Source organism: Pseudomonas sp. NPDC089534 (genome assembly GCF_044749305.1).
Classification (GTDB): Bacteria; Pseudomonadota; Gammaproteobacteria; order Pseudomonadales; family Pseudomonadaceae; genus Aquipseudomonas; species Aquipseudomonas ekonensis.
The window spans coordinates 1-15166 of the sequence record NZ_JBIVHR010000112.1 but is presented as its reverse complement, the minus strand read 5'-3'; the positions used below and the strand labels follow the sequence as shown (position 1 = coordinate 15166).

The following is a 15166-nucleotide window of genomic DNA, read 5'->3' as shown; positions in this document are numbered from 1 at the left end:
GTGCACACAGAATCTGCGGCCGCTGCTGAACCCTGTGGGAGCCAGCCTGCTGGCGATGGCGGCGGATCAGGCAACACCGATGCCGCAGTGCTGGCCTCATCGCTGGCAAGCCAGCTCCCACAGGCTTTTGCGGTGCACACAGAATCTGCGGCCGCTGCCGAACCCTGAGGGAGCCGGCTTGCCGGCGATGGCGGCGGGTCAGGCAACACCGATGCCGCAGTGCTGGCCTCATCGCTGGCAAACCAGCTCCCGCAGGCTTTTGCGGTGCACACAGAATCTGCGGCCGCTGCTGAACCCTGTGGGAGCCAGCCTGCTGGCGATGCGGTAATCAAGACATGCGGCTATGCGTTGACCCAAAACGAAACGGGCCCCGGCAATCAGCCGGGGCCCGCAGTGGCCACTCCCTGTGGCCGTTCGCATGAACTTCAAGTGCGGCAGACGTATTGCACGGCCCGCCTGTCGCGCCTTCTCCCGTCCAGGCGAGAAGCCTTGCCTTACTCGGCTTTCAGGCCGTCGGCGGAAACCGCCTTGACGCCTTTGATTTTCTTGGCGATGGCGACCGCCATCTCTTTCTGCGAATCGGTCACGGCGACGGTCGACGACAGGGACACCACGCCTTTGTTGGTTTCGACTTTGATGTCGGTGCCCGGAATGCCTTTTTCGGTGACCAGGTCAGCTTTGACCTTGGTGGTGATCCAGGTATCGGAAGTGGCTTCCTTGGCCTTGGTCATTTCGCCGGCTGCCAGCGTCATGGGCGCCTGAGCGGTCTGGGTGGACTGGGCGAATGCGCCGGTGGCCATGGTCAGAGTCAGCGCGGTAGCAGCAGCGGCAGTGATAGCGAACTTCTTCATACGAGTAACTCCTGTTCTTCTGGAAAGTCTGCTGCGCTTCTTGTCAGCAGGGTACTGGAGATGTTGCGAACGCTGTGCCAATTTCCATCAAAAAATAAATCGTTAAAAATCAATAAGTTATAAATGCATTGATGCGACGGAATCATGCAATTTGCATGACCGCGATCCGTTCTGCATGCAACTTGCGGATTTCTGAAAAGTTCCTAAGGCACTGAAAAATTCAGGCTTTTTCGATGCCCGGAAAACAGAATGCCCCGCAAGGCGGGGCATTCGGGTGACGCATCGCAACCATCAGGTCCCGGTGCAGCCTTTCGGCGCGTAGTCCTGTGCCGCCGTGGTCGCGCAGCTCCAGCCGGTGGCGGCGGTGCGGGTCAGGGTGATGGTCTTGCCCAGCACCGGGCCCGGCGCGTTGGCCAGCGTGCAGGTGATGGTGCCTGCCCCGGTCGAGGCGGTGCCCGAGGCCGCCAGCGTGCCGCAATTGGAAGTGGTCGCCGTGGCGCTGCCGGCCACCAGCGTCAGCGTCGGGTCGGTGCCTTGATTGATGGTGTCCTCGAACGGCACCTTCATGGCGCTGATCTCGGCCAGACCCGCCGTCACCTTCGAGCGTGCCTGGTACTTGGAGTATTGCGGCAGCGCGACGGTCGCCAGGATGCCGATGATCGCCACGACGATCAGCAGCTCGATCAGAGTGAAACCTTGTTGTTTATTCATAGACACGCTCCTTGCATGAGTCGGAATCTCATGATCTGAACAGGGCTCAGCACAGCCCGTGCCAAACCTTCGCAAGCCCTGTTCGCTGGGCATGGGTGCCCAGCGCACAGGGCTTCCTACATCCTTGAACCGCACTATCTGACACTTTTTGTCACCTGCACCCCGCGTGTTTGGCGCTGTCACTTGTCTAGGCTATAAGTCATGAACTGTCTGTGTCCGGGATTCCCATGAATGACATCGCTCTGAGCGGTCTGGCCAAGCAATTGGTGCAGGCCGAACTGCTGACGGAAAAAAGTGCCCAGCAAGCCTGGCAGCAGGCCCAGCGCAGCCGCCTGTCGCTGGTCAGCTACCTGGTGCAGAACAAACTGGTGAAGAGCTGGCAGATCGCCGAAATCGCCTCGGAGCATTTCGGTGTCGCGTACCTCGACCTCAATTGCCTGGACAGGGAAACCCAGCCCAAAGGCCTGGTCAGCGAAAAACTGGTGCGCCAGCACCATGCGCTGCCCCTGTGGCGACGCGGCAACAAGCTGTTCGTGGGGATCTCCGACCCGAGCAACCACCAGGCGATCAACGACATCCAGTTCAGCACCGGGCTGAACACCGAAGCCATCCTGGTGGAGGACGACAAGCTCACCGACGCGATCGAAAAGTTCTTCGACACCCACGCCACCGGCCTTGAGGAAATGGCCGACGTCGACCTCGACGGCCTGGATGTCGAATCCGTCGATGACGACCGCCACGACGCCATCGGCGGGCTCGACGCCGACGACGCCCCCGTGGTGCGCTTCGTCCACAAGATGCTGCTGGATGCGATCAAGAGCGGCTCGTCCGACCTGCATTTCGAGCCCTACGAGAAGAACTACCGGGTGCGGATGCGCACCGACGGCATCCTGCGTGAAGCCGCCCGCCCGCCGATCCAGCTGGCCGGCCGGATCGCCGCGCGCCTGAAGGTGATGGCCAGCCTCGACATCTCCGAACGCCGCAAGCCCCAGGACGGCCGGATCAAGATGCGCCTGTCCAAGAGCAAGTCGATCGATTTCCGGGTCAACACCCTGCCCACCCTCTGGGGCGAAAAGGTGGTGATGCGGATCCTCGACCCCTCCAGCGCGCAGATCGGCATCGACGCCCTCGGCTACGAGCCGGAGCAGAAAGACCTGTACATGGCAGCCCTCAAGCAGCCCCAGGGCATGATCCTGGTCACCGGCCCCACCGGCTCGGGCAAGACCGTGTCGCTGTACACGGGGCTGAACATCCTCAACACCGTCGACATCAACATCTCCACCGCCGAAGACCCGGTGGAGATCAACATGGAAGGCATCAACCAGGTCAACGTCAACCCGAAACAGGGGATGGATTTCGCCCAGGCCCTGCGCTCCTTCCTGCGCCAGGACCCGGACGTGATCATGGTCGGCGAGATCCGCGACCTCGAAACCGCGGAAATCGCCATCAAGGCCGCGCAGACCGGGCACCTGGTGCTCTCCACCCTGCACACCAACAGCGCCGCCGAGACGTTGACCCGCCTGCGCAACATGGGCGTTCCCGGCTTCAACATCGCCACGTCGGTCAGCCTGATCATCGCCCAGCGCCTGGCGCGCAAGCTGTGCGGCCATTGCCGGCGCCCCGCCGAGATCCCCCGTGAAACCCTGCTCAAGGAAGGCTTCCCCGAGGAACGCATCGGCCATTTCACCCTCTATGAACCCGCCGGATGCGATCACTGCAACGGCGGCTACAAGGGGCGGGTGGGCATCTATGAAGTGGTGAAGAACACCGCCGAACTGCAGCGGCTGATCATGGCCGAGGGCAACTCGCTGGAGATCGACACGCAGATGCGCCGGGACGGCTTCGACGACCTGCGCACCTCCGGCCTGATCAAGGCCATGCAAGGCATCACCAGCCTTGAGGAAATCAACCGGGTCACCAAGGACTGAACATGGCGGTCAAGGCAGCGAAAATCAGCGTGTACGCCTGGGAAGGCACGGACAAGAAAGGCGGCAAGGTCACCGGCGAGTTGAGCGGGCAGAACCCGGCGCTGGTCAAGGCGCAATTGCGCAAGCAAGGGATCAACCCCGGCAAGGTGCGCAAGAAATCCGCCTCGCTGCTCAGCTTCGCCCAGCGCATCAAGGCCCAGGATATCGCGCTGTTCACCCGCCAGATGGCGACCATGATGAAGGCCGGCGTGCCGCTCCTGCAGTCCTTCGACATCATCGGCGAGGGCTTCGAGAACCCGGCCATGCGCAAACTGGTGGACGAGGTGAAACAGGAAGTCGCCGCCGGCAACAGCTTCGCCGCCGCCCTGCGCAAGAAACCGCAGCATTTCGATGAGCTCTATTGCAACCTGGTGGATGCCGGCGAGCAGTCCGGGGCCCTCGACACCCTGCTCGAACGGGTCGCCACCTACAAGGAAAAGAGCGAAAGCCTCAAGGCCAAGATCAAGAAAGCCATGACCTACCCCGCCGCCGTGGTGCTGGTGGCGGCGGTGGTCACCGGGATCCTGCTGGTCAAGGTGGTGCCGCAGTTCCAGTCGGTGTTCTCCGGGTTCGGCGCCGAGCTGCCGGCCTTCACCCTGATGGTGATCGGCCTCTCGGAGTTCATGCAGCAATGGTGGTGGGCGATCCTCGGCGCACTGGTCGCCGCGTTCTTCGGCACCCGCCATGCGCTGAAGCGCTCCCAGGCCCTGCGCGACCGCCGGGACGCCTGGCTGCTGAAGCTGCCGCTGGTGGGCACGCTGATGTACAAGTCCGCCGTGGCGCGGTTCGCCCGCACCCTGTCGACCACATTCGCCGCCGGCGTGCCGCTGGTCGAGGCGCTGGACTCGGTGGCCGGCGCCACCGGCAACGTGGTGTTCAAGAACGCGGTGCTGCGCATCCGCCAGGACGTGTCCACCGGCATGCAGCTGAACTTCTCGATGCGCACCACCGGCGTGTTCCCCAACATGGCGGTGCAGATGACCGCCATCGGCGAGGAGTCCGGCGCCCTCGACGAGATGCTCGACAAGGTCGCCGGGTTTTACGAGGACGAAGTGGATAACATGGTCGACAACCTCACCAGCCTGATGGAGCCGTTCATCATGGTGGTGCTCGGGGTGATCGTCGGCGGTCTGGTCGTGGCCATGTACCTGCCGATCTTCCAACTCGGCTCAGCGATCTGACATGCCCTTCGACGAACTGTTTGCCCTTTATCCGCTGGCGTTTGTCTTCACCGCCCTGCTGCTGGGCCTGGTGGTCGGCAGCTTCCTCAACGTGCTGGTCTGGCGCCTGCCGAGAATGCTCGAGCGCGAATGGCGCCAGCAGGCCCAGGACATTCTGGGGATGCCCGAGGAAACGCCGCCGCCCACCTACAACCTGATGCTGCCGCCTTCGCAGTGCCCGCATTGCGCCCACCGCATCCGGGCCTGGGAGAACATTCCCGTGCTCAGCTACCTGTGGCTGCGCGGACGCTGCTCAGCCTGCGCCGCGCCCATCGGCAAGCGCTATCCGCTGACGGAGCTGGCCTGCGGCCTGCTCTCGGCCTTCATCGCCTGGCACCTGGGGTTCGGCTGGCCCGCGTGCCTGCTGACCGTCCTGACCTGGGGCCTGCTGGCGATGAGCCTGATCGACACCGAGCACCAACTGTTGCCCGACGTGCTGGTGCTGCCGTTGCTGTGGCTGGGCCTGATCGCCAACAGCTTCGGCGTGTTCGCGACGCTGCACGATGCGCTGTGGGGAGCGGTGGCCGGTTACCTGGCGCTGTGGTCGGTGTTCTGGCTGTTCAAGCTGCTCACCGGCAAGGACGGCATCGGCCACGGCGACTTCAAGCTGCTGGCGATGCTGGGCGCCTGGGGCGGCTGGCAGATCCTGCCGCTGACCATCCTGCTGTCGTCGCTGGTGGGCGCGGTCATCGGCATCATTCTGCTGCGGCTGCGCGACCGCGACGCGTCGACGCCGATCCCGTTCGGGCCGTATCTGGCGATTGCCGGCTGGATTGCCATGCTCTGGGGTGGTCAAATGACCGCCTTCTATTGGCAGTTTGTCGGTTTGAAATGAATACCCCTGTGGAAAAACCCTGGATTCTCGGCCTGACCGGCGGCATCGGCAGCGGCAAGAGCGCGGCCGCCCAACACTTCATCGACCTCGGCATCCACGTGGTGGACGCCGACCACGCGGCGCGCTGGGTGGTCGAGCCGGGGCGCCCGGCGCTGGCGACGATCGCCGAACACTTCGGCCCCGGCGTGCTGCAGGCGGACGGCACGCTGAACCGCGCGGCCCTGCGCAAACTGATCTTCGAGGTGCCCGAAGAGCGCCGCTGGCTCGAAGCGCTGCTGCATCCGCTGATCGCCGAGGAAATCGCCCATCACCTGGCGCTGGCGCAGTCGCCTTATGCGATCCTGGTCTCGCCGCTGCTGATCGAGTCGGGGCAATATGCGATGACCCGCAGGATCCTGGTGATCGACGCCCCGCAAGACCTGCAGATCGCCCGTACCCTGCAACGCGACCAGACCAGCGAGGAGCAGGTCCAGGCGATCCTCAAGGCCCAGTCCAGCCGCGAAGACCGCGTGAGCCATGCCGACGATGTGGTGGTCAACGACCGCGACCTCGCCTGGCTGCACAGCGAGGTCGAGCGCCTGCATCACTTTTACCTGACTTTATCCGGAGGCCAGTCATGAGCCAGACCCCAACCGTCAACTGCCCGACCTGCGGCGCCCCTGTGGAATGGGTGGCCGGCAACGTCAACCGGCCGTTCTGCTCGGACCGCTGCAAACTGATCGACCTCGGCGCCTGGGCCTCGGAGGAGCACAAGATTCCGGTCGCCCCGGACGCCGAGGATGAGCTGTTCTCCGGCGATTTCGATCCGCGCCACTGACCCGCCGTCAGGGCCGCATGAAACCGTAGTCCTGACCGTCGTCGAGGTTTTCCGCCAGAAAGCGCAGCTCGTCGGCCAGGTCTTCGGCGTTGCGCACCGCCTTGCTCTGCTGCACCACCGCACTGAGCAAGGCCCGCAGGCTCAGCCCCGGATCGAACCCCACCTCCTGCGCCATGTCCAGACTCTGACGCAACTCCTGCCTCGCCCACTCGTAAACGCTCATGCCGATCGCTCCTGAAGGAATTCGAACGAGCATGAAGGCACGGCGGGCGCTGGGTTTGATGTGGATCAAGACTTGGGGTCGTCGTCCTTCCAGGGCGCCGAAAGGTAGCGGGTGCGGTTGAAGGTCTCCAGCCACTCCGGGCAGAACACCACCAGCGCGCTAATCACCATGCCGTTGATGAACGCCTCGGGAAAGATGAGCAGCCACAGGTAGCCGATGAAGTCCTCCAGCCATTCCGGCAGGGCGAACAGGCCGTCGTACCACAGCAGCGCCAGGCTCGCCGTCAGGCACAGCAGCGCCGCCAGCGCAGCGGCGAAGAAACCGGAACAGAAGATGTACACGAACGGGTTGCGCGGCTGGGCGCGCTCGACCAGGCTCGCCACGCCTTCGGTGACGAGCACCGGCAGCAGGATCAGCAACGTCCCGTTGACCCCCACCGCCGCCATGTCCTGGCGCCCGAGCAGCACCAGCCCGGCCTGCGCCACCACCCCGCCGACGACCGCCAGGGGCCAATCCAGCAGCAGCGTCACCGCCGTCATGCCGATGAAGTGGTAGGACACGCCGGTGTCGAAATCCCTGCGCACCAGCCACAGCAGGAACAGCGCGAACACCGTGCCGAACAGCAAGTGCTGGCGCCGGCTGTCGCTGAACAGCTCGACCCACGAGGCGCTCCAGACCGCCCACAGCAGGACCGGCAGATAGATCAGCCAGCCCAGGGTCAGGCTCGTGGAAGACAGCAGTTCGGCACCGATCATGATTCCCTCATCCCTTGCGACAAATTCCCTGGCGGCAGCTGTGGCAGTCTACACCCCCGCAACGCTGCTCAACGCAAGGCCTGAGCGCGCCGCAAACCCTGTGGGAGCCAGCCTGCTGGCGATGAGGCCTCTGCCGATGAATCCGCCGAGCATGCTCGCGCCTACCGAGGACGAACCGACGCAAATCTATCTGCCTGTCGCATTTGAACGCTAAGCTTGGGCCTATGGATGACTCAGACTACCTGCGCCTGCTGACCATCGCGGCCGAGCAAGCCAACGCCTTCCTGTCCAATGCCCGCAAATGGGAGCGTGAGCGTTGGGTCTGCCAGCGCCTGCTGCAAGGCCTGAACATTCCCTATCGGGCCGACGAGTTCGCCCCCGCCGGGGAGCCGCCGGATGTATTGTTCCGCGACGCCAATTTCGAGGTGTTCTTCGTGCTCGACGAAGGCCGCCGGCTCAACGACGAATGGCGCGACGAACTGCAACGCCGGCGCAGCGCGTTTTCCTTGAGCCAACTGGTGCGCCGCGAAGCCAAGCCGCGGCGGATCCCGGCCAACGAGTTCCTCCTGCGCCTGGCTCCGACCCTGCGCAAGAAGGCCCACAACTACAAGGAACGCGGGATGGATCTGGGGGAGCTGGACATCATCGCCTTCGCCAGCCTCAAGCGCGAAGTGCTGGACCTGAACAGCCACTTTCCGCCGCCGACCGAGTACCTGCGTCAGGGCTGGCGCTCGCTCTCGCTGGTCGGGCCGACCTTCGCCCGGGTGCTGTTCGCCCACCCGGACGCACCGGACTTCCTGCGCGGCAACCTGGGGCGCAGCATCGTGTTCGACGTCGGCATCAGCCTTTAGCCCTTGGCAGGATGGCGCAAACAGCGGTCGGATGTTAAAAAAGCGCAATCATTCGCCCGGATGACCTGCGCCGTTCAACGCGCGCAGGCAAACCGCTGTAACGTCTGCGCATTCAGCAACGTCTATCCCTGACGAGGCCTCACATGACCAGCCGCCTGAACCCCGATGACCAGAAGCATGTCGAAGAGTACCTGCAACTGTCCCAGCACCGTGTCGAGCGCCGGCCCTTCCGGCCGTGGATGTTCCTGGTGCTGGTGGTGGCGGTGACCGTCGGCCTCGGCCTGTTGAGCCGACTCATCAGTTACCTGACGCTATGAGCTGCCTTGCGCTCGCTCGGGTAACTACGACAACGATTTCCTTTAGCCTTGCGAGTTGTTCCCATGTCCCATCGTATTGTCATTGTCGGCGGCGGCGCCGGCGGCCTGGAGTTGGCTACCCGTCTGGGTAAGACCCTGGGCAAGCGCGGCACCGCCAGCGTCATGCTGGTCGACGCCAACCTGACCCACATCTGGAAACCGCTGCTGCACGAAGTGGCCGCCGGATCGCTGAACTCCTCCGAAGACGAACTCAACTATGTCGCCCAGGCGAAATGGAACCACTTCGAGTTCCAGCTCGGGCGCATGAGCGGGCTCGACCGTGCCGCGAAGAAAATCCAGCTGGCCGCCACCTACGACGAAAACGGCATCGAACTGGTGCCCGCCCGTGAAGTGCCCTACGACTCGCTGGTGATCGCCGTCGGCAGCACCACCAACGACTTCGGCACCCAGGGCGCGGCGCAGCACTGCCTGTTCCTCGACACCCGCAAACAGGCCGAACGCTTCCACCAGCAACTGCTCAACCACTACCTGCGCGCCCATGCCGGCCAGAACGAAAGCGACGAGCAGATCAGCGTAGCCATCGTCGGCGCCGGCGCCACCGGCGTCGAACTGGCGGCCGAACTGCACAACGCCGCCCATGAACTGGCGGCCTACGGCCTTGACCGGATCAAGCCGGAAAACATGCACATCACCCTGATCGAAGCCGGCCCGCGGGTATTGCCGGCCCTGCCGGAGCGGATCAGCGGTCCGGTGCACAAGACCCTGGAAAAGCTCGGGGTCAACGTGATGACCAACGCGTCGGTCAGCGAAGTCACCGCCGACAGCCTGATCACCGCCGACGGCAGCCAGATCAAGGCCAGCCTCAAGGTCTGGGCCGCCGGGATCCGCGCGCCGGGCTTCCTCAAGGACATCGACGGCCTGGAGACCAACCGCATCAACCAGCTGCAGGTGCTGCCGACGCTGCAGACCACCCGCGACGAGAACATCTTCGCCTTCGGCGACTGCGCCGCCTGCCCGCAACCGGGCACGGACCGCAACGTGCCGCCCCGCGCCCAGGCCGCGCACCAGCAAGCGTCGTTGCTGGCCAAGTCGCTGAAGCTGCGGATCGAAGGCAAGGCCCTGCCGGAGTACAAGTACACCGACTACGGCTCGCTGATTTCCCTGTCGCGCTTCTCGGCGGTGGGCAACCTGATGGGCAACCTGACCGGCACCGTGATGCTGGAGGGCTGGCTGGCGCGGATGTTCTACGTGTCGCTGTACCGCATGCACCAGATGGCGCTGTACGGGCCGTTCCGCACGGCGATGCTGATGCTGGGCAGCAAGATCGGCCGGGGCACCGAGCCGCGCCTGAAGCTGCATTGATGCAGCAGCTGTAGGCGCGAGCCTGCTGGCGATGCGGTGATCCAGACGAATTGATCTCGCCTGGACCGACGCCATCGCCAGCAAGCTGGCTCCCACGCTGTGGCCGCAGACCCTGAATTCACCCACCCAACCCTGTGGGAGCCAGCCTGCTGGCGATGGCGTCGGTGAAGCCGACGTTGGTCTGGATCAAACCCTCATTGTCCGACCCGCGCCCGAACCTCTGTTTCTCACTGTATCCCGCCCCCGCATTTCCCGCCTTCGCTTACAAACGCCCCGCCCCGCGACACAGTCGCGATACATCGGCGCCGCCTAATGGCCACACCCGAGCGCACCCGCGCCGGCAAATGCCCTTAACGCGTGGTTGCACTGAGCAACCGTAGGAGAATGCAATGTCCCGTACCTCGAAAATCGGCAAGAACTCCATTGGCCTGGTCGGCGCCGTGCTGGCCGGTGGCCTGATGCTGTCCGGCTCGGTGTTCGCCGCCCAGCCGCTGACCCAGGGCTACATGGTCGCCTCCGCCGAAACCTCGGTGAAGACGCCGGAAGGCAAATGCGGCGAAGGCAAATGCGGCGATGCCTCGATGGCCAAGACCGACACCGATGGCGACGGCAAGGTGTCCCGCGCCGAGTTCCTGAAGGTCGCGCCGAAGTCCGACTTCGACAAGATCGACACCAACCATGACGGCTTCATCGACGAGCAGGAGGCGTACAACAACGTCAAAGCCAACTTCGAAGCCAACGGCAAGAAAATGCCCAAAGGCCTGTTCGAACACCTGAAGGATCAAGACGGCGCCTGATTGCCCGCCTGACATCCGACACACAGCCGCGCATTCTCCGGCGAGAAGCGCGGCTTTTTCGTGCCCGCAGAAGTCAGAGGCGGAAGCGCTGCACCATGCCCTGCAAGGCATTGGCCAATTGCGACAGCTCATGGCTGGAAGCGCTGGTCTGGTCGGCCCCGGCCGCCGAGCGCACCGACAGGTCGCGGATGTTCACCAGGTTGCGGTCCACTTCCCGCGCCACTTGCGCCTGCTCTTCGGCGGCGCTGGCGATCACCAGGTTGCGCTCGTGAATCTCGTGCACCGAGGCCGTGATGGTCTGCAGCGCCTCGCCCGCCCGTTCGGCCAGCACCAGCGTCGTGGCGGCCCGGGAGGCGCTGGCCTGCATCGATTCCAGCGCCAGGCTCGATCCGCTGCGCATGCCTTGCACCATCTGTTCGATTTCCTGGGTCGACTGCTGGGTGCGGTAGGCCAGCGCCCGCACCTCGTCGGCCACCACCGCAAAACCCCGCCCGCTCTCGCCCGCCCGCGCCGCCTCGATGGCGGCGTTTAGCGCCAGCAGGTTGGTCTGCTCGGCGATCGCCCGGATCACATCCAGCACCTTGCCGATGTCCTGGGACTGATCGGCCAGGGATTGCACCAGTTCGCCGGTGTGCTGCACTTCACTGGCCAGGGCATTGATGGCTTCGGCGGTCTCGCCGACGCGCTCCTGCCCCAGGTGCGCCGATTCGCTGGACTGGCGTGTGGCGTCGGAGGTGGACACGGCATTGCGCGCGACCTCCTCCACCGCCGTGGTCATCTCGTTGACCGCCGTCGCCGCCTGTTCGATTTCGTTGCTCTGCTGCTGCAGCCCCTGGGTGCTGTCGAGGGTGACGGCATTCAGCTCATCGGCCGCGGTGGCCAGTTGCGTGGCCGAGCCGCTGATGCCCTGCAGGGTTTCGCGCAGGTTCTGCTGCATGGTCGCCAGCGCCTTGAGCAGGCGGCTGACCTCGTCGTTGCCGAGGGTTTCGATCGGACGGGTGAGATCGCCGCCGGCCACGCTTTCTGCGGCCTCCACCGCACGGGTCAGCGGGCGGACGATGCTGCGGGTCAGCAGCATCGCCAGCGCCACGGTCGCCAGCGCCGCCAGCACGATGAACAGGCTGACGATGGTGCGCGAGGTCTCGTAGTGCGCGGCGGAGTTCTGGCTCTCGGCGGCGACCTGCCGGGTGAACAGGTCCGCCAGGTCGCTGAGCTGCTTGCCAGAGCCGTCGACCACGGTCTTCATGTCGACCAGCAGCAGTTTGGTCAGCTCATCGCGCTTGCCTTGTTCGGCGAGGACGAAGGACTGGGCGATGCCGGTGCGGTACGCGGCGAAGGTTTTCTTGAACTGGTCGTACAACTGCTGGCCCTCAGGGGTGACCACCAGCCTGTCGTAGGCGGCGATTTTCTCGCTCAGTTCCTTGTCGCGGGTGTCCATCTGGCTGCGGTAGGCGGCGACGTTCTTCGGATCCGGATCCAGCGCCATGCGCAAGGAGATGGTGCGGATGCGCAGCATGATCTCGCGGATCTCGTCACCGCCGCGGATGCTGGGTAACCACTGGGTTTCCACCGCGACCTCGCTGTCGCGGATGCTCGACATCTGTCCCAGCGAAAACACCCCGAGCAGCGCCACCAAAACCGCGATCACAGCGAAACCCAGTGCGGCACGGGGAGCAATGTTCAACTGACGAAGCAACATGACGAACGCCCTTTTTCTTGTATTGGCCAGGATCGGGGGGCGAACGGCACGGCGGCCTGCCCCCTTTTGCTAGCGGGCTATCGGCAAGTTGTACGATGACTTGAATGAAATTGCGTTTCCGGCGGGCAAAAAAAATCCCCGCATCTTTCGATGCGGGGATTTCTTTGTATGGTCGGGGTAAGGGGATTCGAACTCCTGACATCCTGCTCCCAAAGCAGGCGCGCTACCGGACTGCGCTATACCCCGGTAAAAAAAAGGCACCTTTCAAAGGCGCCTTCTGCGAACAGAGCTTTTGGCGTCTGATCTTAAGATTCAATTCCAGCGAACTGGTTTCAAAAATGGTGGGTCGTGTAGGATTCGAACCTACGACCAATTGGTTAAAAGCCAACTGCTCTACCAACTGAGCTAACGACCCGCTTCGTTGTGGCGCGTATAATACTGATTTTTAAGGACTATTCAACACCTAATTTGAAAAAAATCAAAAATAAGGGGTTGGATCGCTGATTCCGGCCGCTGCGAAGCCGTCTGCGCGCAGTCGGCAGCTGTCGCACTTGCCGCACGCACGGCCTTCATCGTCAGCCTGATAGCAAGAAACGGTCAGCCCGTAATTCACGCCCAGCTTCACACCGGCCTGAACGATCTGTGCCTTGCTTAGGTTCTGCAGCGGTGCCTGGATGCGGAATCCGTTACCTTCCACGCCAGCTTTGGTGGCCAGATTGGCCATGCGCTCGAACGATTCGATGAACTCGGGGCGGCAGTCCGGGTAACCGGAATAGTCCACCGCGTTGACGCCGATGAAAATGTCGCGAGCCCCGAGCACTTCCGCCCAACCCAATGCCAACGACAGGAACACGGTGTTGCGCGCCGGCACGTAAGTCACCGGAATGCCTTCGCCCAGCTCCTCCGGAATGTCGATGCTGCTGTCGGTCAGGGCCGAACCGCCCATGCCGTTCAGGTTCAGACCGATCACCTTATGCTCAATCACGCCCAGATCACGAGCCACCCGAGCGGCAGCATGCAATTCGGCGTGGGAGCGCTGACCGTAGTCGAAGCTCATGGTGTAGCAGCTATAGCCCTCTGCACGAGCCATCGCCACGACGGTCGCGGAATCCAGGCCACCCGACAGCAGGATGACCGCGCGTTTTTCAGTGGTGTTCAGTTGTTCAGTCATCTCAGCGCCCCGGCTCGTCGTTCCAAAGATATTTGTGCAACTGCAGCTGCAGGCGAACCGGCAGGTTGTCCGCCACGATCCAGTCCGCCAGGTCCCGTGCGTTCAGGTCATGGTGGCTGGGGGAAAACAGCACTTCGCCGGCACGGCGGTCGAGGCCGTGCTGGATCAGCTTGGAGACCGCCCAGTCGTAGTCCTCCCGCGAACAGATGACGAACTTCACCTGGTCGTTGGACGTCAGCAGTTCGATGTTTTCGTAGCGGTTGCGGTGGGCCTCTTTCGAGCCCGGCGTCTTCAGGTCCAGCACCCGGCTGACCCGCGGATCGACGGCCGAAATGTCGAGGGCGCCGCTGGTTTCCAGCGAAACCTCGTAACCGGCGTCGCATAGCTGCTTGAGCAAAGGAATGGCGTTGGGCTGCGCCAGGGGCTCACCGCCCGTGACGCACACGTAGCGCGGACGGAAGCCGGCCACTTGTTCGAGGATATCGTCTAGGGTGCGCAGGGTGCCGCCGCTGAAGGCGTAGGCGCTGTCGCAGTATTGGCAACGCAACGGGCATCCGGTCAGGCGCACGAAAACCGTGGGCAGCCCGGCAGTCCGCGTTTCCCCCTGCAACGAGTAGAAAACTTCGGTGATTCTCAATGTGTCTTGCATAGTCGCCACGGGCGTAACAGCTAAACAGGCTGTCCGCCTCCGTCAGGCACTTCAGGCCACCCCGCCAACGCGTAGATCACCAGAAGCGTGTTTCATGAAAAGGGCGTGAATTCTAACGAAAAAACCCGCGACAGGCGCGGGTTTCTTCTAAACGGGAGCAGCCTTACATCCGCTGCAGGTCACGCTGGGCCAACTGGGCGGCGGAAGTGCCCGGATACTGGGCAACCACCTGCTGCAGAATGCCTTTGACCTTGTCGGTGTGACCCAGGCGGCGTTCCACGTCAGCCAGCTTGTACAGCGAGTCCGGCACCTTGGCGTGCTTGGGGTACAGCTGCGAAACCTTGGCGAACGCCTGACCTGCGCCTTGCAGGTCGCCCTTCGCCAGGTTCACTTCACCCAGCCAGTACTGGGCGTTGCCCGCGTATTGGCTGTTCGGGTACTTGCGCAGGAACGCGGCGAAGGCCTGGCTGGCCTTGTCGAAGTCCTTGGCCTTGATCAGGTCGAAAGCGGCATCGTAATACAGCTTTTCCTTGGCCGGATCACCCGGTTCGCTGCTCGCGGCAGGTGCCTGGGCAGCAGCCCCGGCACCTGCGGCAGCACCGGCGGCGGCACTTGCATCGCCACCGGCAGAAGAATTCTCAGGAGTCGCGGCAGGTGCACCGCCGGATCCTATGCGCCGATCAAGATCCTGGTATCGCTCCAGGGATTCCTGCTTCATGCGCGCAACCTGATTCTGCAGTTCTTCGATCACGCCTTGCTGGCGCGAAATCTGATCCTGCATCTGTTGCAGTTGGTTGAACAGCATGCCTTGTGCCGAGGCAGGGGCCGTAGCCGCTCCCCCGGCATAGGCGCCGTTCGTACCGTAACCCGCAGGCGGATAACTGCTCCCGCCACCTCGGTGTAGCCGCGCAGTTGGCTGGGGTTGCCGCTGATCACTTCGT

The 15166-nt window shown here is 63.6% G+C and carries 17 protein-coding genes and 2 tRNA genes; 9 read left to right on the top strand and 10 right to left on the bottom strand.

Features of this window, described 5'->3' with window-relative positions:
* Positions 1–494: 494 nt before the first annotated feature.
* Both ACIP0B_RS24820 and ACIP0B_RS24815 read right to left on the bottom strand, forming a co-directional pair.
* The gene (locus tag ACIP0B_RS24820; protein WP_217890554.1) at positions 495–851 is read right to left on the bottom strand and encodes a BON domain-containing protein; all 357 of its coding nucleotides are present in this window, start codon (positions 849–851) and stop codon (positions 495–497) included.
* 291 nt (positions 852–1142) lie between these two features.
* Entirely contained in the window at positions 1143–1562 is a 420-nt protein-coding gene (locus tag ACIP0B_RS24815; RefSeq protein ID WP_400836929.1) for a pilin, read from the bottom strand.
* Between the two features lie 227 nt (positions 1563–1789).
* Here ACIP0B_RS24815 and pilB point away from each other — a divergent pair, with 227 nt between their 5' ends.
* The 5 genes from pilB to yacG are packed head-to-tail and all read left to right on the top strand — an operon-like array spanning position 1790 to position 6401.
* A complete protein-coding gene (gene pilB, locus ACIP0B_RS24810) occupies positions 1790–3490 on the top strand; it encodes a type IV-A pilus assembly ATPase PilB (protein ID WP_400836926.1) in 1701 nt (566 codons plus the stop codon).
* A 2-nt stretch (positions 3491–3492) separates the two neighbouring features.
* Complete coding sequence (locus ACIP0B_RS24805; RefSeq protein ID WP_400836923.1) at positions 3493–4710, top strand: type II secretion system F family protein; 1218 nt, start codon at positions 3493–3495, stop codon at positions 4708–4710.
* Position 4711: 1 nt separating this feature from the next.
* Positions 4712–5584, top strand: coding sequence for a prepilin peptidase (locus tag ACIP0B_RS24800; protein WP_400836920.1), 873 nt, complete (start codon positions 4712–4714; stop codon positions 5582–5584).
* Positions 5581–6204 carry a dephospho-CoA kinase gene (coaE, locus tag ACIP0B_RS24795; RefSeq protein WP_400836917.1) on the top strand — a complete coding sequence of 208 codons (624 nt, stop codon included), beginning with the start codon at positions 5581–5583 and terminating at the stop codon, positions 6202–6204. The genes ACIP0B_RS24800 and coaE overlap by 4 nt, the downstream gene beginning before the upstream one ends.
* Entirely contained in the window at positions 6201–6401 is a 201-nt protein-coding gene (gene yacG / locus ACIP0B_RS24790; protein ID WP_085584230.1) for a DNA gyrase inhibitor YacG, read from the top strand. The genes coaE and yacG overlap by 4 nt, the downstream gene beginning before the upstream one ends.
* Before the next feature lie 7 nt (positions 6402–6408).
* On the opposite strand, the gene ACIP0B_RS24785 is transcribed toward yacG, so the two are convergent.
* Positions 6409–6624 (bottom strand): hypothetical protein, encoded by a 216-nt coding sequence (locus ACIP0B_RS24785; RefSeq protein WP_400836914.1) that lies wholly within the window; start codon positions 6622–6624, stop codon positions 6409–6411.
* Between the two features lie 65 nt (positions 6625–6689).
* Positions 6690–7379 carry an energy-coupling factor ABC transporter permease gene (locus tag ACIP0B_RS24780; RefSeq protein WP_400836911.1) on the bottom strand — a complete coding sequence of 230 codons (690 nt, stop codon included), beginning with the start codon at positions 7377–7379 and terminating at the stop codon, positions 6690–6692.
* A gap of 224 nt (positions 7380–7603) precedes the next feature.
* Here ACIP0B_RS24780 and ACIP0B_RS24775 point away from each other — a divergent pair, with 224 nt between their 5' ends.
* The 4 genes from ACIP0B_RS24775 (at position 7604) to ACIP0B_RS24760 (ending at position 10706) form a co-directional block, all read left to right on the top strand.
* Positions 7604–8230 carry a DUF1780 domain-containing protein gene (locus ACIP0B_RS24775; protein ID WP_007959580.1) on the top strand — a complete coding sequence of 209 codons (627 nt, stop codon included), beginning with the start codon at positions 7604–7606 and terminating at the stop codon, positions 8228–8230.
* Positions 8231–8373: 143 nt separating this feature from the next.
* A complete protein-coding gene (locus ACIP0B_RS24770; protein ID WP_400836908.1) occupies positions 8374–8547 on the top strand; it encodes a DUF3094 family protein in 174 nt (57 codons plus the stop codon).
* 63 nt (positions 8548–8610) lie between these two features.
* Positions 8611–9909: an NAD(P)/FAD-dependent oxidoreductase gene (locus ACIP0B_RS24765; protein ID WP_085584222.1), complete on the top strand. Its 1299-nt coding sequence runs from the start codon at positions 8611–8613 to the stop codon at positions 9907–9909.
* 389 nt (positions 9910–10298) lie between these two features.
* Complete coding sequence (locus ACIP0B_RS24760; RefSeq protein WP_400836904.1) at positions 10299–10706, top strand: EF-hand domain-containing protein; 408 nt, start codon at positions 10299–10301, stop codon at positions 10704–10706.
* A 73-nt stretch (positions 10707–10779) separates the two neighbouring features.
* On the opposite strand, the gene ACIP0B_RS24755 is transcribed toward ACIP0B_RS24760, so the two are convergent.
* The 6 genes from ACIP0B_RS24755 to ybgF form a co-directional block, all read right to left on the bottom strand.
* Complete coding sequence (locus ACIP0B_RS24755; protein WP_400836902.1) at positions 10780–12405, bottom strand: methyl-accepting chemotaxis protein; 1626 nt, start codon at positions 12403–12405, stop codon at positions 10780–10782.
* Between the two features lie 169 nt (positions 12406–12574).
* A tRNA-Pro gene (locus ACIP0B_RS24750) sits at positions 12575–12651 on the bottom strand.
* Positions 12652–12744: 93 nt separating this feature from the next.
* Positions 12745–12820, bottom strand: a tRNA-Lys gene (locus tag ACIP0B_RS24745).
* Between the two features lie 63 nt (positions 12821–12883).
* Positions 12884–13576 carry a 7-cyano-7-deazaguanine synthase QueC gene (gene queC, locus ACIP0B_RS24740; protein WP_085629538.1) on the bottom strand — a complete coding sequence of 231 codons (693 nt, stop codon included), beginning with the start codon at positions 13574–13576 and terminating at the stop codon, positions 12884–12886.
* Between the two features lies 1 nt (position 13577).
* The gene (gene queE / locus ACIP0B_RS24735) at positions 13578–14225 is read right to left on the bottom strand and encodes a 7-carboxy-7-deazaguanine synthase QueE (protein ID WP_400836898.1); all 648 of its coding nucleotides are present in this window, start codon (positions 14223–14225) and stop codon (positions 13578–13580) included.
* Between the two features lie 163 nt (positions 14226–14388).
* A partial coding sequence (gene ybgF / locus ACIP0B_RS24730; protein WP_400836895.1) for a tol-pal system protein YbgF occupies positions 14389–15166 on the bottom strand: 778 nt, incomplete at its 5' end.